This window comes from Coleofasciculus sp. B1-GNL1-01, assembly GCF_040220235.1.
Lineage (GTDB): Bacteria > Cyanobacteriota > Cyanobacteriia > Cyanobacteriales > Coleofasciculaceae > Coleofasciculus.
On sequence record NZ_JAVJTO010000120.1, the window covers coordinates 1 to 22658 of the forward strand.

Genomic DNA, 22658 nt, shown 5'->3' on the forward strand with positions numbered 1-22658 from the left:
TTTTCTCATGCTTTACCCCCATCATGATTACGCTAAGGAGCGCTCTAGTTGGCAATCGTGATCCGTTTTGGCATGACCACCAGCGATAATTGCACCTGTGGACTATCATACTATGTGCAATCAACCGGATTCGATATTAAAAGTAGCTAGCCTAACCCCGCCGTGGAATCAATTCCACGGCTCATAGCTCAAGTCCATTGAAATGGACTCAAAGCCCCCTCAAGCTAGCCGCATCAACTGTTGCAGCATGAACTTTCAGCGTCTGGCGCTATCTGACTCCCTACACTTTGTAGAAAACCAAGTTTGCTATACGCTTCATAGAGTGAGGAAGGGGAAACGAAACAGGAAAACTACCTCCAGAAAGTTTCCCCATCCATGCTCATGTTGTTTAACTCTACAAGTTGTAGAGTCACCTAAGATGGTAAACGATAGAAATCAAAATATCAACCCTAATGTGCCAAGCTTAAAAGAAATTCGCCTACGCTTGGGTTTGACCCAAGAGGAATTCGGGAAAGCACTAGGAATGGCAGCGAATACAATCAGCCGCCACGAACGGGGGCAACACAAAATTAGGTTTTCTGTGAGTCAGGTTAAACGCCTCAAAGAACTCCTAGAACAGGTGGGAATGTCAATCGATGACTTACCCGACGATATCGATTGAGATAATATCAGTTCATCGGGTGTCTCAAGACTAGGCAGCAACAGCGATAGAGTAAGACGAAAAGAAGGTGTGCGATCGCGCCAATCCTTCCCATATTCCAAAACAATATGACTGTAGGCGCTTCCTGGCATACGCCCATCAAATTATCGGTGAGAATCGCAACCTTAGAGGGCGCAGGTCCTTGCGCCCCTACCCAAATGGGATAAAATGTCACTCTTGAGCGGTAGAAGTCACCGCATCTACATCGAAAACCACCTCAAACTGTGCATCAGGCATCCATTTTGCCAGAAAGCGTTGGTGATTCTGGGCTTCTGTGCGACTGTAGAAGCGAGCCACCGTATAATGTTGAGCATTCGGCAAAAGCCTCACCAGTGTCCAAGGATAATTTTGTTGTTGCCAAAAGCTTTGGTTAGACTTGGGTGATGGTTCGGCTGTGCGCCCACATCTCCGATGCTCCAAAATAGAACGAATCATCGCTAAAAGTCGCTCTCGCTGTGGCGTTCCATCATTGGGTAACAAACTCCACTCATTGATTGGCGCGGGTAGCCAAGTTAACCGATAAGTCACTGAATCTTTGCGAATGTGCCAAGACAAGCGACGTGGTTGTTTACGACAGTTGAACCCATCAGAACGAAAAGACGCAACAATCCTGTCGCCTTCAGCTTGCAGGCGAAGCCATTGAGGTGTGAGAAACTACCCATAGACAGATAGGGAAACAGGAAGTATTGGGACTTCCCCAAACGTTTCCCCATCCTTTTTGTTGTCCAATTAGGACAAGTTGTCCTTTGCTGATTAAAATGGTAGACGATACAGATTGGAATAGCAACCCTCACTTGCCAACTCTTAGACAAGTTCGTGAACGCCTAAATATGACTCAGGAAGAATTTGCGCGTGAACTGGGGACAACAACCAGAACCATTGGACGTCACGAAAGAGGGGAACACAAGCTGAGGCTGACTTTAGGACAAATCAAACGCCTCAAAGAACTTCTCGAACAAGCAGGAATGTCAATTGATGACTTACCCGACGATATCGATTGAGGCGGTATCAGTTCATCGGGTGTCTCAAGACTAGGCAGCAAAAGGGATAGAGCAAGACTGAGAGACGGTATGCGATCGCGTGTTTTGGAGTGGAGAGTGCGATCGCCTCTCCAATCAGATCCAATCCGATTCAGTTTTGAGCCACTTCGCTGAGTGCTTCATGAATCACTTCATCACTCACGCCGCGACGCTTTAGACTAGCAATCAAAGCAGAAACCGTATCCCCTTCTAATCGCTCCAGATCAGCTCGTAGCCCCTGACCAATATAAGCGCGGATTAAGGGTTGATAACCCGAAAATCCCAGTAATGGAGCCACTCGCTTGAGATCCTCTACCACATCTTCAGGAATGCGAATGGTGATACTGGTCATCGGACGGTTTTTATCCAATCGTTTTTTCAAAGCTTCAGGTTTCATAATATTCACGCTCCTTAGCATACATATATACTGAAAAATTCCTTATTATAGCGCTTCGCGCTGGTCTAGTTACACTTTGTTTGTACGAACATCCCATCTGGACTCAGTTTCAGGTAAGGAAGTTGTAAATACACCAGAGCGATTTGCTATAACGAAAGAGGGGCTACGAGACCCGCCTGCGCGGGTTTCCACACCCCTGGTTTTTCGTGAATCCGCGTAGGCGGACTTTGTTTGTATAGCCGCGATTTTAATCGCCGGAGTTTAAGGTTTAAGTGCTGAATCACGGTGAAAATCTGATCACTCAATTCCAATGTTAAAATCTGGCTCATGGGATCGTAGATTCTGGCAAATTATCATCCCAAAAAAAAGGGGTTGGAAGTCTATCTAAACTTCTAACCCCATCAACCAGCCGATTAACAATTAAATACTTAGCAAGACTTGCGGCGACGCGCTGCGGCTAAGGAACCCCCAATTAAGGCTAAACCTGCCAGCGTACCGGGTTCGGGGACAGATACGTCACCATTATCATCAGGATCAGCGTTGGGAATTCTATTAACCAGTAACTTGTCAGAACCCCCTCCAGCATTGACATCCTGGAAGCGAGCCACAGCGCGGAATTCTTCACCATTAAATAAATTCGCAAACGCTTGTTCAACCGCTTGTGCATTATCACTTGTATCGAGGATGAATCTAACTTGTGCAGACTGTCCTGGATTGAGTCCACCATTTGGGTTTCCACCACTAAACGTTCCTGAGCCAGCAACGCGAATGCCAATGTCAAAGACATTTTGACCACCAGCACCACTAATTACCGCAGCATCCTCCACAGTATCTGAAGTTAAACTGTCATTCCCAAAAAGCCGAATAAAGGGACTACTCAGACTATTGTAGGTGTAGGATGAAATCGAATCAGACACATCAAATCCAAAGGCGACAAATTCCGAGTCAGTGGCTCCTAACCCAAAAGAATCATCCAGTTGACCTGTGGTATTGAGTAAGGTTAAATCTAGCTGAACACCACCCCCTTCAACATCAACGAAATCAAAGTCTACCTGAGCCGAAGCACCTGTGGCTAAGTTATTGGTTGAGGTACTGGTGCTATCAAAGTTAATGGTTAAGGCTTGTGCGGCGTTGGCTGCAACTAAAGAGGACGCGAGAGCAATGCTTGTAGCGAGTAAGCCGGAACCCAGTAAACGAGAGGTGAAGGTTGTCATGTTCTTTTACTTTACTTGTGGACTAGAAAACGTGTTGGACTTGTTTACGATGGCAGAAGACTCAGTACCTGGTTCTTATTTACTACGTTACTGACTGTTTGACGGTGTTGTCTATAAAAAGTATCCAAGTTTATGAGAACTTTAGTAAAACGGATTCATTTATAAAGCTATGATAAATAGAAAGGAATAAAATACAGTATATTGCCTCCGCCAATCCTTTTCATCCGTAAAAACACCTAAACCTAAAACCCCTCCTTACTCCTCTAGAAGGGCAGGTTTAGTCAAATTCTTGGACATCGACGGAACGTTCTCAGTAAAACCCGCCCCTACAGCTTTGCTCCTTCACAAATACAAAGAAAAGGGTAAGAAGCATTATTTAACTTCTAACCCTTATCAGCTAACCGACAAACATGGCAATATTTAGCAAGACTGCCGATAACGTGCGGCTGTGGCAGCGATAGAACCAATGATTAAGATAAAACTTATTAGCATAGTGGGTTGGGACGTAGAACCATGATCATGATTAGGATTATGCTCAGGAATATGAGGCATAGTGCTAATGAGTAATCTCCTATTTGCCTCATTTACTTGAGCGGAAGCGTCATGGGTAAGTGTATTTGTTGATGTGCTGGTGTTATCAAAGGAAATAGGTGAGGCTTGTACTGCATTGGCTGAAACAAAGCCAGACATGAGGGTAATGCTGGTAGCGAGTAAGCTGGAACTTAGGAGACGTAAAGGTAGTTGTTTCATGTTCAATAGAGGGGGAATAGGTTTAGAAAACTCAGGGTACTCTGGCTTAAAAACTTAATAAGTAGTAATCCCTTATCGTTTTCTACTTTACTGAATCCGTAATTGTCTTGTCTATAGAGATTGAAGGATTTTACAGAAGATTCAGCAAGGCTTATAGATTTGTAAATTCTAAGTAAATATGAATTTCAGTTTAATTTGTGTTGAAAAAACGATAAATTTAAAAGTCAAGACAAGTAAATTTATGGCAATTATCAACTTTAAGTTCAATCGGACGCAAGGCTTTGCGCCCCTAAGGTTTGCGGGCGTAAGCGTCATTCATAAAACTCGGTGTGTCACGCTACTATAGCGCTACGCGCTAGGCAATGGGCAATGGGCAATGGGCAATGGGCAATGGGCAATGGGCAATGGGCAACACCGAGCGAAGCCGAGGTGTTGAGCGATTTAAATTTTTCTTCTTTTGTCCTAACGTGTGTGCGTAGTGCTATACAATTTGCTTTGCCCCTGAAAAGATGTAAGTGACCCTCAAATAAGCATTTGAGATCGCCAAAACCTTTGATATACCGTAGGGTGGGCATTGCCCACCGGGAGTAGCAGCCTTAAGTCAGTGACATTCAACTTAGTTTAACGTCGCGCTTTCTTTAAATCTCGCAGCAATGATTCGGCTTTCTTGACACCATCGCGATTGTCCTGACGCCGGAAGAGATCACGCGCTTTTTCCACAGCCGTAATCGCTTCTGCTATGCGCTCTCGTCCTTTTAATGCTAATCCTAAATTATAGTGGGCTTGGGCATCTTGGGGGGCAATTTCAATTAAGCGTCGATAGGCGACAATGGCTTCTAAGTAATTTCCCTCGGTGAGTAAAATATCACCAATAGCGGCTTGAGCTTCAACTAAGTCTGATTGAACCGCCACGGCTCTTTGAAAGGCTTTCAATGCACCGACGAAATCTTCTTGAGCTTGGAGGATTTTGCCAATTTGCAGATAAACTTGACTATTATTGGGTTCTAGTTTTGCCGCTCGGTCAAAAACCTTCAGTGCGGTGTCGATATCGCCCTGACTCAACCAAGCCATACCCAATGTAAGCTGAATATTACTATCCAGAGGCGCTAAGGATTCAGCTTGTTGGAGTGCTTTAATCGCCTCTTGGGGACGCCCCTGCTGGAGAAAAACGGTACCTAGTAACTGGTGTGCCTGAGCATTCTTGGGTTGAAGACTGATGACTTGGCGGTAAACTTGGATGGCTCCGTCATAGTCCTTTTGACGCAAGAGGACGACCCCCAATCCCCAATAGGAGTTAATATGGTTACGATCGCGCCTTAGGGCTTGACGATAAGCCTCTGCTGCTGGTGCATTCTCTCCGGCATTGGCTAAACTGTAACCGAGAGCATACTGAAATTCTGCATTATTCGGCTCCAGGGCAATTGCCTGTTGATACGCCCTCGCCGCTTCTCGGAAGTTCCCCTGACGCGCCTGGAGATAACCGATTCCGGAGAAAATCTTGGCATTATCTCGATCTAGATTAGCCGCTTGTTGATAGGTTGCGATCGCCTGAGGATAATTTCCCGCATCCACTAAGTCTCGCGCTTGGCGGAGTAACTCACGCAGTCGCTGTTGTTCCGGCTGTAGCTGGCTAAATAGCTGGGGTTGACTGACCCCCGCCACAGGCGTTAGGGTTATCGTCAGCCCAGTGACGAATAGGCTACTCATCAGAAATAGAGTCGGCTTGGACACAGCTAATCTTCTCGTCGCGATGGAGTGTAATGGTTTTGGTTTACGCCAACCAGAGCTAGGCATCAGGACATCCTCAAGAGGCATATTCTAGGGTTCAGTGCCAGTTTTCCAGCAGAAATTTTGAACAAAGAGGATTGTAGCAGAGAAAACCCATAACTTTAACCCAATCAGGTACGTGCATAGCGTCCAATCAGTTCTGAAGAAGCCAGAATATGACCACTCATCGCCGCTTGAAGCTGCTCTTTGGTTGCCCCGGCGTCTAATTTCAGTGTGCGGTCAAGGGCATAGAGTTTAAAAAAGTAACGGTGGATGCCACTGGGAGGACATGGCCCCCCATACCCTAAATTACCAAAATCATTCTTACCTTGAGTTCCACCCTTCGGTAGTGGCTCTTGCGCCGGAATTCCTTGAGGTAACTGGCGAGTTTCTGGGGGAATATCATAGACAACCCAGTGAACAAAGGTTTGCCCAGGCGCATCGGGGTCATCGACAATTAACGCAAGGCTCTGGGTTCCTGTGGGGGGTGCATCCCAGTGGAGTTCAGGAGAAATCTCTTCTCCATCACAGGTGTACTGGGAAGGAATCATCTCGTTGGCGTTAAAGGCTTGACTTTCCAGGTTCATGGGTGTAGATGATGGGGTTTGCGAGTCTGTGGACGTGGACTTGGGATTCTCCGAGCGGCAACCCACCAGAGATAATCCCAACAACCCCAGTAAATTAACACTTTGTCGCAGAAAGACTCGTCTACCCAAAGCATTAGGATTTTTCTGCCACGTTGGGAGTAAACGGCGGAAAGACGCGAACGGCTTTGTCGGTGTGGAGGAGTTAGAGAAGTTGGCCATATTTTCTATGGGCAAGACACAATAGAAGATAGTGGCAAAAATCTTCTAATGGTAGGTGACAACATGAGTACAACAACCGTCAATCCCTTTTTAGCAGGAAACTTTGCCCCAGTCCAGAATGAAATCACGGCGGATGAACTAACCGTGATTGGTGAACTTCCTCAGGACTTATCGGGGATGTTTGTCCGCAATGGTCCAAATCCTCAGTTTCCCTCTAGCGAGAACTATCACTGGTTTGGCGGCGATGGGATGTTACATGGAGTACACATTCGTCATGGTAAAGCCTCTTACCGCGATCGCTATATCCGGACTCCCAGGTTTGAAAAAGAGCGAGAAACAGGTCAGCCTCTTGAGGGGTTAACCGCATCAGTTCAGAATCAGGAGTCCTCACCCTCGTTGACAAATAGAGCCAATACCTCGGTTATTTGGCATTCGGGTCATTTTCTAGCGCTGTACGAAGGGGGAGAACCCTATGGGATTAAGCTTCCGGAATTAGAGACGATTGGGGCTTATACCTTCGAGGATAAGTTAGCCTCTGCCTTCACAGCACATCCCAAGATTGATCCAGTCACAGGCGAAATGATGTTTTTTGGCTACTCTCCCCAGCCACCCTTCTTAACCTATAGCATTGTTTCGCGATCGGGTGAATTGGTGCGTACTGTGCCAATTGACTTGCCTGAACCTGTAATGATGCATGATTTTGCCATTACCCAAGATTACACCCTGTTTATGGATCTGCCGATGGTGTTTAATCCCCAGGGAGAGGCTATGCTTCAGTTTAAATCTGAACGTCCCAGTCGGTTCGGTATTGTTCCCCGTCACGGTGACAACAGTAATATCCGTTGGTTTGAAAGTCCGTCCTGCTATGCCTTTCATATTCTGAATGCTTATCAGGAAGGGGATGAGGTGGTACTGATTGCTTGTCGGATGAGTTCATGCACTGTGTTAACCGCTTCGGAGAAAACAGGGAGTGATCCGGATTCAAATAAGCCTCGGTTGTATCAGTGGCGGTTTAACCTTCGCACAGGTAATGTGCAAGAAGGGCTAATAGATGAACGCCTCTCCGAGTTTCCTCGCATTAATGAGCAGTTAATCGGACGCAAAATGCGCTATGGTTACACGGCAAAGATTGCAGATAATCCGATGCCATTGTTTGAGGGTGTGATTAAATATGACTTTAGCAATGATACCTCCCAGGTTCATAGCTATGGGGCGGGACGTTATGGCGGTGAGGTGGTATTTGCGCCGCGTCCCCAGGGAACGGCTGAAGATGATGGCTGGCTTGTCACGTTTGTCCATGATGAAAATTCAGGAACCTCTGAACTGGTGGTGTTAAATGCTCAAGATTTGACAGGGGAACCTGTGGCGCGGGTTTTGATCCCTCAACGAGTTCCCTATGGGTTTCATGGGACTTGGGTGACTCAAGAACAGTTAATTCATTTAATTTAAGCTTAGGTAAGGGCGGGTTTTGTTGAAATGTTATCGGTAAGCCCATCTTTTTAACGGCTAAACCCGCCCCTACAGGGTGAATGTCTTGAGAGTTATGTGCTTTCAAATTTCATATTCCCCTTTATAACTCAGTCCGCGCAGGCGGAGGCAAGTTTGTGTAACTATGACTTTCAGTCACCGACGTATCAAGGACGTTACTATTAGTTTTTTGGACAAACGCTACGGCTTTCGCCAATCTGGAGATCAACACAACCTGCATAGTCCATCGCTGGAGTATTGGCTGGTTTGAACACTAATACTGCTGTTGTACCTGATGCATCTCCATGCTTGATTAATAAGTCTCCCTCTAAGAACCTCACATAGCCAATGGTATCCAACGAATAGGTAGAAAATTCATCCGGTAAGGATTGAGAACCTGGTACTTGGACTCGATAAATGGCGTAAGCACCCGGTTGAGGATCGATAATGAAAACGGCACTAAAATTCGTCGCCGCAAAATAATCGAGAACTACGCCAACAGCAATGTTACCTGTTTTGGGATCAACGCTGATGCTATCTCTGACGAAACGTTGACCCCTCATGACTTTTTCAACCGGATTGTAGGTTTCAGGATCGACGCTATTCATCAGCCGCACGTTTAGCTCATTAACGTTAATGCTATACGTCTCTCCTTGCCATTCCCATTGCAGTTGTGTGCCATCGGAAACGATTTCAACCGATTCAGGAATAGCTGAGGCGTTTCGGCTAGCTGGTGGCGAACCTTGGGCAAAGTCCAGAGAGTCAACGATAAACTGGGTCGGAATTGATTGAGTTTTTGGCTCGTTTTGCTCTATCCTTTCTGCCTTAATTTGTCCGATACTGGGGGGCGATTTAACGATAAAACTGAGAGAGCTAATCAGGGTTACCAGTAGAAAAAGAGTATATTGAGCTACTTTTGATGGCGTTGGCATTAGAGAATAATTGTTAACTAATTTCTCAGGATAGATAGACGTTTGTTTACTCAGTTTGTTCCATAATATATCCGCCTCAAAAAATTCAGCACCTGTATGATCCTGTGTATTCCCGGAGTGTAGAAGAGACTTGTTATAGCGTGTCTGGGTTATATTCAACTCTTGCACCATTCTCAATAAGTAAAACTGTCGTGGTGTGACACAGCTAAAATTGTGGAATAGATTTCACCATTGAATCGGGCGCACGTCTGTGCGCCCCTACGGTTTCCGGGTGTCAGGTTAATTCATCTTGCTTAGATGTGCCACGCCAGTAACCAGTAGGGCGAGGAGATCGTTCGCGTAGTGTTTCCGAAGGGTAGTGTAATGCTCCATTGCTCAAGGTTTTGAGGCTTACTGCTGCCGCCTAATTTAGGTCATACTAAGCCGATTGCAATTAGTGCAACATATCACTTAGGGTACGACTGATAGTATAACTCTAGGATGAGGTGGAACAAACGTATAATACTTATACTAGATTCAATCGTTTGATTAAGCTAAAGAGATAGGTATGGATTTGCAAAACCTTCAAGAGAAAGGGAAAAATGTAGTGAATCAAGTCACGAATACGCTGGAAGAAAAAGGACAACAGGTTAAAGAACAGATTACCAATACGACTCAAGATAAAGCGTCAGAGCTGTCTGAGGAGGCGATAACAACGGCAGTTGATCGCGCTGTCAATGTGATGCAAATTGCTAGTAAACGGGTTATTGAAAAAGATATTCCGACGGAAAATGTATCGTTAGAAGTTAGTGTGAATGTGATGGGTTTAGGGCAACTGAAAATGAAAACGGATGTCCCTAAAGCGGGAGAATTCCAAGAGGTTGATGTGGATGTTACTGAAAAAGGGGAAGCCGGGGGCGTAAGTTGAAATCTGTTTTAGGTTATATTAAACAGGTTCGCTTTCACCCGTCCGCCAAGAACTCAAGTTCTTGGCTTATAGCTTAAGTTGGTTAAAACCAACTGATTTATTAGCATTAAAAATATTTTTTACAGTGAATATATCTCCCTGCCCTTTAGAAACTCGTGACGCGATTCGGACTCGGGTGACTCGTTGTGATTAGAGTGTGGAGCAAGTGTCCTGGTATTTTGCCCCTCAATGAAATCTGGTCTGACCTGGCTGAGGATATAACTAAAATATCCATATTCTATCAGACATGATATCATTCATTTCCAGGTGGTAGAGGTTCGGGTATTACTGTCAATTCCAAGGTGTCACCATTCCGTTGCACTTCTAAAGGTAAGGGATTATCGACGCCATTTGCTTCAACTAACTGTTGAACGGTTTCCGCCTCGGTCACAGATTGATTGTCAATTGCTTGGATAACATCACCTGCTTCCAATCCCGCTTCATCAGCCGGAGAATTGGGCATAACCCGAACAATCAGGATGCCTTCATCTGGCTGAACTTGCATCGTATTGTTGGGATTCGTATTGATTTTTTGTTTAATGTCTGGTGTCAGTGCTACCATTTGAATACCAAGGTAAGGATGTTCAACTTTTCCCTGAGTAATCAGTTGTTGAGAAATTTGTTTGGCGATGTCAATGGGAATAGCAAAACCGAGTCCCTGCGCTCCTTGGATAATGGCAGTATTTACGCCAATGACTTCACCTCGCGCATTTAGTAAAGGTCCACCAGAGTTACCGGGGTTAATGGCGGCGTCAGTTTGAATAAAGCCAATTCGTTTATCAGGAACACCAACTTCGCTACTAGACCGATCAATGCCACTAATTACGCCGACGGTTACTGTTTCTTGTAACCCTAAAGGATTTCCGATCGCTATCGCCCATTGTCCGGTTTGTAAGTCTTGAGAATTGCCCAGTTCCACCGTTGGCAAGTCGTCGGCGGATACTTTGACTACAGCAATATCAGTGACAGGATCTTCGCCCAACACTTCACCTTCAAATGTGCGACCATCGGGAAAGGATACGGTTACGGTGTCGGCTTGATTAACGACGTGAGCATTGGTGATAATTTCTCCATTATCACTAATCACAAAACCCGAACCAATACCCCGCACAGTTCGTTCTTGAGGCTGGGGAACTGCGCCACCAAAAAAACGCCGGAAGAAGGGGTCATTAAAGGTATCGGGAATCTGGGGTTCTACGGTTTTTTCGGTGTTAATTCGTACTACTGCGGGTTCAACCTTGTTCACTACATCAACGACAAAGTTGGTATCTTCAGGGGTTGGCTCTAGGGCGCGATCGCGGATATCATTGTCATCTTCAACCACTTGAGCTGTGGTTTGTTGCTCAGAAGAGACTGTGGAGGGGTTAGAGCAGCCTGCTACACCCAAAATGGTAATCCCTGTGCCAATCAGGGATAGCACTCTGTAAAGAGCGGCTGTTCGCTTTTCCGGTTGCTTCTGGCTAAAACGAGTGGGGTGGCGATCGCAGGATTTTGATTTCATGTTGCTTTATTCTCCTTATAGTGCAAATGATTAGTATAGTTCTTGTTTAAGATTTAGCTGTTCACCGCACTATTTGTCATCTGTCTAAAGAGTTCTATATTCTAGATTAGAGCTAACCCAGTTCAGAGCGATTGAAATTGTGGCTACTTGGGAATTAATTTCTGACTGGTTAATTAAAAAAATCGCCTGATGTTAGTTGGCGATGATTAAATCTGTAGGGGCGGGTTTTACTAAAAACGTAACAGTTGTAGGAATTAACGTATCTAAACCCGCCCCCTCTCCACCCCAATCGTGCCAAATAATTATGCCTAATCAGGACATCCTACCAACATCATAAATTGAATAAGAGCGGGTTTTGTTGAGCATTTCGCCAGTCGCCAGCTTACTTGAATGGCTAAACTCATCCCTACAGGTGTGACACAGCTAAAATTGTGGGAGAGATTTTATGATTGAATTGGGCGCACGTCGGTCATTGGTGTCAACTTAAGCGGAAAACCCAAGCAATACCTTGACTCTACCCCACCCTAACCCTCCCCTTATCAAGGGGAGGGAACATTTCCCCCCTTAGCAAGGGGGGATTAAGGTCGGAACGCGGTTATGCTTTTGCCAGTGGGGTTATGCTTGCTGCATCGGTGTTTGACCTGATTTTTCCGGCAATTCAACGCGGTGGTTACACCCAAGGGGTCATTGGGTTAGTTATTGGTACTATCTTTTTTATTATCAGCGAATCCTGGCTAGGCGATCGCGAACCTAAAATTGGAGAAATCCGGGGAGCTTCCGCACGGCGAGTGCTTTTAATTCTGGGAACGTTGTTTATTCATAGTTTCCCTGAAGGTGTAGCGGTGGGTGTTGGCTACGGTGCGGGTAAAACGTCCTCCCAATTAGGTCTTTTATTAGCCCTGGCAATTGGCATCCAAAATATCCCCGAACGAATAGCTGTCGCCCTACCTTTGCGGGCTGAAGGTGTGCCTGTTTCCCGTTGCATTCTTTTGGCAATTTTTTAGTTAAATTACATAGTTAATTTTTGGCTATTGCAATAAAATTAGAGGCTTGAAACGGATACTGCAAAGCATTATTGAATCGCTCATAGTCAAGGGGCGGGTTGTCTTTCAGAAAATCTTTTAACAGAAAGACTGAATAGGATTGGTGTTGGGTTAAAAACTCGAATATTTGGGTGGACGTGAAGCCAGAACGAGATAATCCTGCCCTGTTACACTCGAATAATAGAGCAGGACGATAACGTTTCAGTGTATCTACCGCTCCACGTAGCACTGCTAATTCATAACCTTCCACATCAATTTTAATGAAATCCACACGGTACTCAGGACTAAGAATGTTGTCTAACCGTTCACATTGAATACTGATTTCCAAAAATGTTTCTTTGTTCTTAGGATTAGGCTTCCCAAGTCCACTGAAACCTGAGCGACCAGTATTGACATAAAATTTTGTTTCACCCGACGTATCACTAAGGGCTATGTCTCTAATCTCAATTTCGGGGAATTTCTGTTTCAGCCAACGTGCTTTATAGGATGTTGGCTCAAAGGCTATGTGATGTCCCTTGGGTGCTAGCCTTAGAATATCACTGAGCGTTGAGCCGAGATGACAGCCGATATCTAAACAGTTGGCAGAATCAAAGAGGATGCGCTGCATTGCCTGCTCAATCCTCAATGGTTCCATGTAAAGTTCACCAAGTTCAGGACGCTGGCTACGCCGCCTGAATTTAAGTAGTTTTTGTATTTTCTGAGCGGGTTTTTCAAAAGGTGTACGAATAAGCAAATGTTTGATGTATTCCATAGCAAATTTCAACCTTAAATTAATCTTTGTTATATCTTGTTTTTCTGAGATTTGTATCGACGCAACCCTTTATCCAATTCCATTGCCCAAATCACAATCGTACTCATGGCGAGACTGATGCCTAAATCATACAATGACAACCCTGTGGTATTAAAAATGTCCTGTAAGAAGGGGACATACACCACCGCCAATTGTAATAAAAAGGTTAAAACAACTGCGCCTAATAAGGGCTTATTTGACAGTAAATTTAAACGAAATAGGGATTCTTGCTCCGATCGCATGCTTTGAGCCAAACCGATACGGGAAAATGCCAATATACTAAATACCATCGTCTGCCAAGCTGCTTGACCCGTAAACCAATAGTGATAATCAACGACTAATAAAACAAGTCCTAGGAGTAACCCAATCCAAACAATATCTCGACCAACCCCCCGACTAAAGATACTCTCTTGCGGATTATGAGGTGGGCGGGACATGATATTCGGCTCCGCTGGTTCGACGCCTAATGCCAAGGCTAACAATCCATCCGCTAATAAATTAATCCAGAGAATTTGTAAGGGAAGTAGCGGTAAAGGCATCCCTAAGAATGGCGCTAATATAATTACCCACAGTTCACCACAGTTCCCGGTTAATGTATATTTAATAAACTTACGGACGTTATCGTAAATGACTCGTCCTTCTTGAGTCGCTGCTACAATCGTGGCAAAGTTATCATCCAACAGCACCATATCGGCGGCTTCTTTCGCCACATCTGTCCCCGTCAACCCCATGGCTACACCAATCTCGGCTTTTTTTAAAGCGGGTGCATCGTTGACGCCATCCCCTGTCATTGCCACAACATGTCCCCGGTTTTGCAGCGCTTGGACAATTTCTAATTTGTTCTGGGGCGAAACTCTGGCATAAATAGACACCTGATCAACTTTTTCGGTTAACTCTGAGGCGGATAGTTTTGCCATATCCTGACCCGTTAACAGTAAACCATTGGTAGAAATACCTACGTCTGAAGCAATATGGCGAGCGGTTAGGGGATGATCGCCAGTAATCATGATCGGACGAATTCCCGCTTTCTGACAGGTCAAAACCGCCTGTTTTACTTCTGGACGGGGCGGATCAATCATACCAATCATACCGATGAAAATCAGGTCTTTTTCGAGAATATCCTCGTCTCGTTCTAGGGGAAGTGTGGCGAGGAGGTGAGAGTCTACGGGACGAACGGCGATACCCAGGACACGGATTCCATTTTCAGCCAGTTGGTTGTTGGCATGAGAAATTTGCTCATACCTGCTATTATCTAATCGAGTAATCTGATCATCGAGCCAAACCTGGCTAGAAATCTCTAAGAGACTATCAACCGCACCTTTAGTAAAGGCAATATAGGGCGCATGATTAAACAGTAATTCCCAAGGCTTGAGCCAACTTAGTTCCTCTGGACATTTATCGGGGGTGGTGGGAAGGGGGTGAACCGTCGTCATCCGCTTGCGTTCCGCGTCAAAGGGAACCTCGGTTATCCGTTCAAAATCATGTTCTATATCCGTTTTCCATAACCCAAAACGGGTGGCGGCGACAATCAAAGCGGTTTCTGTGGGATCACCGAGAACCCGGATTGGGTTGGATTGCTCCAGATGAAACTCTGCGATCGCATCATTACACAGCGTCGCCGCCGTGAGTAGTAAGGCGACTGTGGGTTCTTCTTTTAACCGTTGGGACTGTTCATCCTTTTCCGAGGGCATCATTAACTCATCGAGTTCTGGCATAGTTAACTCAATTTGCTGCCCAATCAAATCCAGACGAGTAACCGTCATCCGATTTTGGGTGAGAGTCCCGGTTTTGTCTGAGCAAATTGTGGTGACGGAACCCAAGGTTTCTACGGCGGGTAATTTCCGAATCAGGGCTTTCTGTTTCAGCATCCGTTGAGCGCCCAAGGCTAAGGCGATGGTGACAACGGCGGGTAATCCTTCGGGAATCGCCGCAACTGCTAAACTAACCGCCATGAGGAACATTAAGCGAACCGATTCCCCCTGGAGTAGTCCCAACCCAAAGATAACCAGGACTAGAATTAAAATCGCGATCGCTAATACCCATCCCAGTTGATCTAATCGTTGCTGGAGGGGGGTGGCTTCCCGTTCTATCCCTTGAATCGCTTTGGCAATCTGACCCAATTCCGTCTTCATGCCTGTTTCGGTGACGACGGCTAATGCCCGCCCATAACTAATCACTGTACCCATATACGCCATATTCTGCCGTTCTGCCAAAGGCAGATTCGCCGTGGCAATCCGTTGGGCAAATTTATCGATGGGTTCAGATTCCCCGGTGAGGGAGGCTTCTGAGGTGCGGAGGTTGGTACTTTCGAGCAACCGACAGTCCGCCGGGACTAAGTTCCCGGCTTCTAGGATAACGATATCCCCCGGCACCAGTTCACGGGCGGAAAGTTGCTCTAGGATGCCATCGCGACGCACTTTCACCGTCGGCACCGCCAGCTTTTTCAGCGCTGCGATTGACTGTTCAGCTTGGTATTCTTGGCGAAAACCGAGGATGGCATTAAATACCACGATTGAGAAGATCGCGATCGCATCCTTATATTCACCCAACACCGCCGAAATCACCGCCGCTATAATCAACACCACCACAACGGTTGCTGTAAACTGCTCCCAGAGAATTTTCCAGGGACTTTCCAGGGGGCGATCAGTTAACTCATTGAGTCCGTAGATGTCCTGACGTTGACGAGCCTCGTTCTCACTTAACCCGATGGCGGCATCGGTATTAAGCTGTTTGAGAACATCGACAAGATTGAGGGTGTACCAGGTAGTCATTGGTCATTCGTCCTTTGTCCGTTGTCCTTTGTCATTAGTCCTTTGTCTTTTATCCGGTTCAAAAAATAGCCAATGACCAATGACTAAAGATTTAATCCTCTAAATCTTCATTACTTGCCACACTACCGCCACTAACGGTTACCAAGTCAATTTGCTGACGGTAATAATCCACACTCTTAACTTGAACTTCGACATGATCGCCCAATCGATACGCTGTGCGGTTTTTGCGACCAACTAAACAAGCATGACGAGAGCGATATTCGTACCAGTCATCTTTTAGGGAACTGACGTGAACCAATCCTTCGACTAACAAGTCTTCAATTTCGACAAAGAAGCCATAGGATTGCACGCCTGTAATCAAACCACTGAAGACATTACCCGTGCGTTCTTTCATTTGCTCGGCTTTTTTCAAGCCCTCTAAATCAATCTCCGCATCTTCGGTGAGTTTTTCCCGGTCATTGAGATGGGGAACCAAGGTGCTTAATTGACTTTCTAACTCCTGTTGAGTCTCAGGGGGTAAAACATTCCAGTTAATGTTGCCATGGGCGCTACTGTGGTGGAGATTCACCCGATCTTTCGACCGAGTGGTACGGCGATCGCGTCCTTCGCTAAAGGTGTATTCTAAAACCCGTTGAACAAATAAATCCCCATAGCGCCATACGGGGGAGACAGCGTGGCAATAGCTGGTATCCAAGGCTAAACCAAAGTGCAATCCAGGCTTAGAACTATAGGCGATCGGTTTTAAGGTTCCCTCAAGTAAGTGATTCAGAACTTTAGCCGCCGTTGATTTCGCCAAAAGTTGGGTCAAGCGCTGATAATCTTGGGACGTGACATCTTCCTCCAAGGATTGCTCGACATCCAGTCCCAAATTGTTGGCTAACTTGAGTAAATCTTCCAGTTTTTCTAAATCGGGAGTCGGATGCACACAATAAATCCCTGGCAAGGATAAGGCGTGCAAATGGGACGCTATCACTTGATTTGCCAGGATCATCAATTCTGCCAGGAGCGATCGCAAGGGCATAGAACCCGAAACCTTGATCGCCCCTTGGCGTCCTTCATCTTTACTGTGGGGAGTGGGTCGAGCAATGGCTTCTTGGGGCAGTGTTCCATTCAATTCAAACGCGCCCCGTTGTTGTCGCACGGCTCTGAGTGCTGGAGATAAGCTGAAGAAGAGTTCCTTGAGTTTGTCTACAATCGGTGCGAGTTCGGGTTCGCTTTCTTCATGTCCGCCCAACAACGCCTGTGCTTGTTCATAACTGAGTTGGTGATCCACTTGGATGATACTAGGTTGAATTTCAAATTCAACCAGTTGTCCAGATTCCGTTAACGTGAGCAGCACGGACTGGGTTAAACGATCTTCACCGGGAATCAGGGACACTTGAGATAGGAGTTTTTCCGGCAGCAGGGGAAGAACCGTATCGCCCAAATACACAGCCGTTCCTCGCTTGCGTGCCTCTCTATCCAGGGGTGAATCGAGGGGTATCCAATGGGCGACATCAGCGATATGGATACCTACTTGCCAATTTCCAGTCCTGGTTTTTTCCAAGGTCAAGGCATTTTCGACAATGGTGCTATCTGGGGAGGCTGACTCGCCTTCTATCGTCATCGTCAGTCGTTTCCGCAGATCCAGGCGCTTTTTTAAGTCTGTTTTGCGGAGGGAGTCGGGTAAGGCTTCAATCGCTTGCAGTACAGGTTCAGGAAACTGACGGCGTAGGTCATGTTTACAACAGACAATATCCGTATCAGCGGCGTCTTCGGCATCACTCCCTAAGATGCGAGCCACTTTGCCCAGGGGTGGGTTTTGTCCCAGGGGATAGCGCAGAACTTGCACATGAACCAGATGCTCCACCGCCTCTTCTAGGGGGGCGCTATTGGGTCGTAAATCCAGTTCAAAGAGCAGGCGGTCATCCAGAGGGACGGCGTGATAACTGCCATCTTCAGCCCGTCGGACTCGTGCTAGTACCGAGGGATTAACTCGTTCGAGAATCAAGCGTACCTGTCCTTCTGGAGAACGGCGACGACTCCCTTCTTTGGTCACTTTCACCAAAACGCGATCGCCATTCCAAGCGCTACTGAGATGATTCTTTTGAATGTAAATATCATCAGCGCCTTCAACATCTTGAATGGCAAAGCAAAATCCTTTACTGGAGCAGCGCAGTTTGGCTTCGACCACATCCTCTTCATAGACTCGTCGATATCGACCTCGTTCTTTTTCCAAAATGCCAACTTTCTCCAGCACATCCAGAGCAATCTGGAGTTTTTGCAGGCTTTCGGAGTCCTGACACCCCAGTTTCTTCTCTAAAACTTTGGGGGCGACTGATTTGTCATCGGTCAAATTGGAGAGTAATGTAGCGATTGAAAATTCCATCCAACAATCCTTTTTCTTTGATCCGGCGTTTACTTGAATTTGCCTAGTGGCAATACGCTCACGTGAAGGGCGCTCCCATTTAACTGGGGTAACGTTTGCCTTGCCAATGTTATGCCTCGGTACTTTCTCCAGCACACTGGCTTAACCCTGTACACCTGTTTAATGCTGAAGTTCTAGCAGCTCAGGGCTGGCACACACCCCAAGGTAGGAACTTTAACTCTTGGGCATAACGTAGACCATGTAGGTCTTAGGCTCGTCAGGTATGGGCTTTTTCAAGCCCACGGCTGTAAGCCGAGAGGTTCCTGACAGAATGGGATCTGTCAGAATCAAACCGTCTTTTGCTGACGCGATCGCGATCAAGCGGATAGTGTTTGAGCTATCCAGTTTCAGGTTGACGGACACCTATTAACCCACGACCTGTTACGGATAATTGCCGATCTTCGCTCGCTTAATCGCGTTGCGGCAAGGATGCGTAAACTACCCAACACCAACCCTTCCGGGTATAGTGTGGGCTTTTAGTAGCCCTGGTTCTATTGCACAGGACAATAGTTCCGAGCCTCCAGGCTGGTTTACTGCACAGCCCCATAACTCAATCATTTTTGCTCCATTAAAGTCCGCATCCCCTAGCCATCCACACACCAAGTTTGTGCATTTAAACTGCTTGTTAGTTCTCTGTCCAATATGCAAGCAACAATGACAGGTCTGGCTGGTATAGGCTGGCGGTATGGCGATCATCTCAATCCCTTCTTTTATTCCTTTGTACTCTAGGAATATCCTTAACTGATAGAATGCCCAGGAATTTGACCGTCTTCTTTCGCTCTTTGTCCTGGGTTTTTCATTTGTTCGTTCCCGGATTCCGGTTAAGTCTTCAATCGCCACCGCCGACTTTAATGCCTTTGCTTCTTCTATGATTGATTTACTGATATTGTGGTTTATCCATTTCTGAAATCTTCTCTCGCGCCCCGATAACCGTTTCAAGACAGTCCGGCATCTTCGCCTTGTTGTCCTTGTGCCTTGGGTTGCTTTCTTTTGTAGAGAAGCTCTCACTCTAGTGTATTTATCTCGGGTCTTGTTTAGTTGCTTTCCCTCCCATCCTTTATCTGTACTGGTTTTCGCTATCTCCCTGCGTCCCAAGTCTACCCCAATCACAATGTTTGATTTAATCGGTTTGGGCGGCTCACTTTTGAGTTGTATATGCACATACCAATACCCGTCCCGATGCAGGCAAACTTGGGCGCTGGTTGGTTTTTTTCCTGTCAATTTGTTCCGATGGTAGTTACTGGCACGAAGCAGACACCTTACCCGCTTCCCAATCGTGCTTAGGCTTACTGTCCAGTCTTTCTCGAAAAACTGAAATGTTCTGGCATCACAGTCAAAAGTTGTCGGCTTAAAAGCGTTCACTTTTTTGCCTTTGTGTTTGGCTGTTAAGCGATTGGCGGCTACCCGGGCACAAGCTCTCACTACATGGTTTGATGTCAGCCCCCATTGGGCTTTGATGTCGTGGTAACAAACTGCCTGGATTGAATTTCGATTCGTTAGCTTTGGGTTAACTGTGGCATTTATCGCGTTACAAGCGGCAGCAAAACTTCCCGCCGTTTCCATGAGCAGCCTTTGTTGCTCTTCGGTGGGTTGAAGTCTTACAACTATTGTCAATACTTGCTTCACGTTTATCCAAAACTCACGAAAATGAGTATAATTCAAACTTTAACAGACTGGCAATTCCTCCCCGCGTTGAATCACAGATTACAATGGGGGCTTCCTTGCCGGAGTAGGTGAGTTACACTCAACTGGGACAGTATGTCATTATTGTAGATTCTCGTGCCCCTACCTTGGAAGTCAACTGTCAAAAGTTATGCATTTGTGGCGTTAAATGTCTGTTGGTATGCCGAAGTGCAACAGACGCCAAGAATTGGTAAATTTGTACTAAATCGCCGTTGATTAAAGGGTAGCTTGCACTTACCCCTTCTTGTCCTAGGGAGTTTCCCAAGCCCCAGGACTGTGGTTCGGGTCTATGTAACATTATGTTACATGTTTGTGCAGACAGGCTCTCACCGTACTAATACTACTGTCGCTGTCTATGCCAACTGTCCAAAATGTACCCTGTTCATGTACCGCGTTGAGTCAAGTTTTATGAATCCTACATTGAATAAATTCCGAGTTTCTTATCCTCAAGGGAGTCTGATCAGTGATCTTTTAGCGATCGATCACGGTCAGTATATTGTGCGCGTCAGTGTGGAAATTGATGGCGTAACCCGATCAACAGGTCTAGCTGCGGCTCAAACGGTGGAACTAGCAGAAGACCAAGCCAGACAACGAGCGATAACTGTTTTAGCGGTTGATCGGGAGAGTTCTACAGACACCGAAACATCTCTACCTCATAGCCACACCCAAACATCAGTGGCGGCTGCTGAGGTTCCCTCATCCCCTGAGTCGATTCCTAACTCGGCTCCCGCTTTTGCGGCAAAAAGGATGGTATCAAAACCTGAGGGTGAAGATACTCCAAGTCCTAGTCCAATCGATACCCACCCGATATCGGCAAAACCCAGTCCACCCCCTGAACCAACGGAACCCCTCCCAAAGACGGTTGAACCACCTTCCCCCCCTAAGACAAAACCCAGTCCCCCCCCGGAACCGACAGTAACACTTCCTGAGACCGTTGAACCGCCCTCCTTAACGGAAGACGTATCAACATCAGAGACGCCTCTGTTTAAGGAAGAGACACCAACCCCAGTGGGAGTCACTCAATCGTCGTTAGAGCCAGAATCAACACCACCGCCACCTCCTGCACAAAAGGAAGCTGAACCCGATATCCAGAGTCAACCCAAATCCGAAACACCCATTGACTTTTCCGAAATTATTGCCCGAACCAATGTGGAACTCAAACGGCTAGGGTGGACGAATCAACAGGGACGAGATTACCTGATCGAAACTTATGGTAAGCGATCGCGTCAGTTGTTAACCGATGAAGAGTTACTCGACTTCTTGCATCATCTGGAATTGGAACCGACACCCGACTAATCAGATTTGAGGAAAGTAGGGGCGGGTTGAGTCACTTTCGTCTTGCTGTTGATGATAACGTTTGTGTAAAACCCGCCCAGACCGAGGTGTAGGGACGGGTTTCACGCTTGCCAAAATTAAAATTGGCTAGCCCACCGTTGCGGGAGTCCGGGTGGCGGAAGGACGCCGATTAATTACTTGATCAATTAAGCGGTAGTCCTTGGCTTCCTCGGCTGACATAAAGAAGTCCCGTTCTGTATCTTCAGCAATTCGATCTAGGGGTTGATCGGTATGTTCAGCCAGAAGCTGATTCAGCCGTTGTTTGTGATACAGGATTTCTTTTGCTTGAATCTCAATATCACTCGCTTGTCCTTGAGCGCCGCCTAAGGGCTGGTGAATCATAATTCTGGAATGGGGTAAGCTCATCCGTTTACCCTTCGCCCCAGCACTCAGCAGAAACGCACCCATACTCGCCGCCAAACCCACACAGATGGTGCAGACATCGGGACGGATTTGATTCATGGTATCGTAAATCCCCATTCCTGCGGTTACAGAACCGCCTGGGGAGTTGATGTAGAGATAAATGTCTTTTTCGGGGTCATCGGCTTCCAGGAATAAGAGTTGAGCCACGATGAGGTTCGCCAAATCTGAGTCAACCTGTTGTCCCAGAAAAACAATGCGTTCCCGCAGTAGACGAGAGTAGATGTCAAAGGCGCGTTCACCGCGACCGGATTGTTCGATAACTGTAGGAATCATGCCAATTACGGTAAGTTTATGCTCATATTCTTCTAGATTGTAGCGATTGACGCCGGATGAGGGGTGGAGGGGTTGGGGGAGATGGGGAAGATGAGGGAGATGGGGAAGATGGGGTTCTGAACTGTTGCTGCTTAAATTGTAGAAAATTGTAGATATAGCGCTACGCGCTAGGCAATAGGCAATAGGCAATAGGCAATAGTGAAGACAAAAGCTTACCTGAAAAGGGATTGAGCGATTTTAATTTTTCTTGATTTTGTCCTAACGTGTGTGCGTAGTGCTATATATAGTAAAATTGAGTCGGCTTCTGTAGAGATGGTCGGGGGCGGCTGCTCATGAAATTGGTAGAAAGACACATCATCAACCGAAATCATGCCAATTGGCAGGAGGCAGATAAATTGGCATTTAAGTCAAAGAATCTGTACAACTTCTCTAAC

General features: G+C 46.3%; 19 protein-coding genes and 1 pseudogene. 7 read left to right on the forward strand and 13 right to left on the reverse strand.

The annotated features are described in order from the left end of the window. Positions 1–418: 418 nt before the first annotated feature. Complete coding sequence (locus RID53_RS29255) at positions 419–661, forward strand: helix-turn-helix domain-containing protein (RefSeq protein WP_446373628.1); 243 nt, start codon at positions 419–421, stop codon at positions 659–661. Between the two features lie 210 nt (positions 662–871). Here the strand turns inward: RID53_RS29255 and RID53_RS29260 are convergent, their stop codons facing one another. Next, positions 872–1228 carry a hypothetical protein gene (locus RID53_RS29260; protein WP_446391446.1) on the reverse strand — a complete coding sequence of 119 codons (357 nt, stop codon included), beginning with the start codon at positions 1226–1228 and terminating at the stop codon, positions 872–874. Between the two features lie 230 nt (positions 1229–1458). Between RID53_RS29260 and RID53_RS29265 the strand changes: the two genes are divergently transcribed. Next, on the forward strand, positions 1459–1701 hold the full coding sequence (locus tag RID53_RS29265; protein WP_044208189.1) for a helix-turn-helix transcriptional regulator: 243 nt from the start codon (positions 1459–1461) through the stop codon (positions 1699–1701). 130 nt (positions 1702–1831) lie between these two features. Here the strand turns inward: RID53_RS29265 and RID53_RS29270 are convergent, their stop codons facing one another. The 5 genes from RID53_RS29270 to RID53_RS29290 form a co-directional block, all read right to left on the reverse strand. Continuing rightward, positions 1832–2116: a hypothetical protein gene (locus tag RID53_RS29270; RefSeq protein ID WP_446391447.1), complete on the reverse strand. Its 285-nt coding sequence runs from the start codon at positions 2114–2116 to the stop codon at positions 1832–1834. Positions 2117–2544: 428 nt separating this feature from the next. After that, positions 2545–3330 (reverse strand): PEP-CTERM sorting domain-containing protein, encoded by a 786-nt coding sequence (locus tag RID53_RS29275; protein WP_446391448.1) that lies wholly within the window; start codon positions 3328–3330, stop codon positions 2545–2547. Positions 3331–3750: 420 nt separating this feature from the next. After that, positions 3751–4080 carry a hypothetical protein gene (locus tag RID53_RS29280; RefSeq protein ID WP_446391449.1) on the reverse strand — a complete coding sequence of 110 codons (330 nt, stop codon included), beginning with the start codon at positions 4078–4080 and terminating at the stop codon, positions 3751–3753. Between the two features lie 621 nt (positions 4081–4701). After that, the gene (locus RID53_RS29285) at positions 4702–5874 is read right to left on the reverse strand and encodes a tetratricopeptide repeat protein (RefSeq protein WP_446391450.1); all 1173 of its coding nucleotides are present in this window, start codon (positions 5872–5874) and stop codon (positions 4702–4704) included. Positions 5875–5978: 104 nt separating this feature from the next. Beyond that, positions 5979–6653: a YbhB/YbcL family Raf kinase inhibitor-like protein gene (locus tag RID53_RS29290; protein WP_446391451.1), complete on the reverse strand. Its 675-nt coding sequence runs from the start codon at positions 6651–6653 to the stop codon at positions 5979–5981. 63 nt (positions 6654–6716) lie between these two features. On the opposite strand from RID53_RS29290, the gene RID53_RS29295 reads away from it, so the two are divergent. Beyond that, a complete protein-coding gene (locus RID53_RS29295; protein WP_446391452.1) occupies positions 6717–8102 on the forward strand; it encodes a carotenoid oxygenase family protein in 1386 nt (461 codons plus the stop codon). Between the two features lie 200 nt (positions 8103–8302). Here RID53_RS29295 and RID53_RS29300 read toward each other — a convergent pair whose 3' ends face one another. Further along, the gene (locus tag RID53_RS29300; RefSeq protein ID WP_446391453.1) at positions 8303–9211 is read right to left on the reverse strand and encodes a hypothetical protein; all 909 of its coding nucleotides are present in this window, start codon (positions 9209–9211) and stop codon (positions 8303–8305) included. Between the two features lie 388 nt (positions 9212–9599). Here RID53_RS29300 and RID53_RS29305 point away from each other — a divergent pair, with 388 nt between their 5' ends. Beyond that, complete coding sequence (locus RID53_RS29305; protein WP_446391454.1) at positions 9600–9959, forward strand: hypothetical protein; 360 nt, start codon at positions 9600–9602, stop codon at positions 9957–9959. Positions 9960–10251: 292 nt separating this feature from the next. Here RID53_RS29305 and RID53_RS29310 read toward each other — a convergent pair whose 3' ends face one another. Then, positions 10252–11499 (reverse strand): HhoA/HhoB/HtrA family serine endopeptidase, encoded by a 1248-nt coding sequence (locus RID53_RS29310; RefSeq protein ID WP_446391455.1) that lies wholly within the window; start codon positions 11497–11499, stop codon positions 10252–10254. Between the two features lie 617 nt (positions 11500–12116). Here RID53_RS29310 and RID53_RS29315 point away from each other — a divergent pair. After that, positions 12117–12503 (forward strand): ZIP family metal transporter, encoded by a 387-nt coding sequence (locus RID53_RS29315; RefSeq protein WP_446391456.1) that lies wholly within the window; start codon positions 12117–12119, stop codon positions 12501–12503. 13 nt (positions 12504–12516) lie between these two features. On the opposite strand, the gene RID53_RS29320 is transcribed toward RID53_RS29315, so the two are convergent. The 4 genes from RID53_RS29320 to RID53_RS29335 all read right to left on the reverse strand — a co-directional run bounded on the left by RID53_RS29320 (position 12517) and on the right by RID53_RS29335 (position 20136). Next, positions 12517–13293 (reverse strand): FkbM family methyltransferase, encoded by a 777-nt coding sequence (locus tag RID53_RS29320; RefSeq protein WP_446391457.1) that lies wholly within the window; start codon positions 13291–13293, stop codon positions 12517–12519. A 29-nt stretch (positions 13294–13322) separates the two neighbouring features. After that, entirely contained in the window at positions 13323–16103 is a 2781-nt protein-coding gene (locus RID53_RS29325) for a cation-translocating P-type ATPase (protein WP_446391458.1), read from the reverse strand. A gap of 91 nt (positions 16104–16194) precedes the next feature. Further along, positions 16195–18471: a ribonuclease R family protein gene (locus RID53_RS29330; RefSeq protein WP_446391459.1), complete on the reverse strand. Its 2277-nt coding sequence runs from the start codon at positions 18469–18471 to the stop codon at positions 16195–16197. Between the two features lie 477 nt (positions 18472–18948). Beyond that, the gene (locus RID53_RS29335) at positions 18949–20136 is read right to left on the reverse strand and encodes an RNA-guided endonuclease InsQ/TnpB family protein (RefSeq protein WP_446391460.1); all 1188 of its coding nucleotides are present in this window, start codon (positions 20134–20136) and stop codon (positions 18949–18951) included. Between the two features lie 465 nt (positions 20137–20601). Here RID53_RS29335 and RID53_RS29340 point away from each other — a divergent pair, with 465 nt between their 5' ends. Beyond that, on the forward strand, positions 20602–21489 hold the full coding sequence (locus RID53_RS29340) for a hypothetical protein (RefSeq protein WP_446391461.1): 888 nt from the start codon (positions 20602–20604) through the stop codon (positions 21487–21489). A 126-nt stretch (positions 21490–21615) separates the two neighbouring features. On the opposite strand, the gene clpP is transcribed toward RID53_RS29340, so the two are convergent. Beyond that, complete coding sequence (gene clpP / locus RID53_RS29345) at positions 21616–22224, reverse strand: ATP-dependent Clp endopeptidase proteolytic subunit ClpP (protein WP_446391462.1); 609 nt, start codon at positions 22222–22224, stop codon at positions 21616–21618. Positions 22225–22556: 332 nt separating this feature from the next. Between clpP and RID53_RS29350 the strand changes: the two are divergent. Next, positions 22557–22658, forward strand: a pseudogene (locus tag RID53_RS29350) (transposase); the annotation flags it as partial.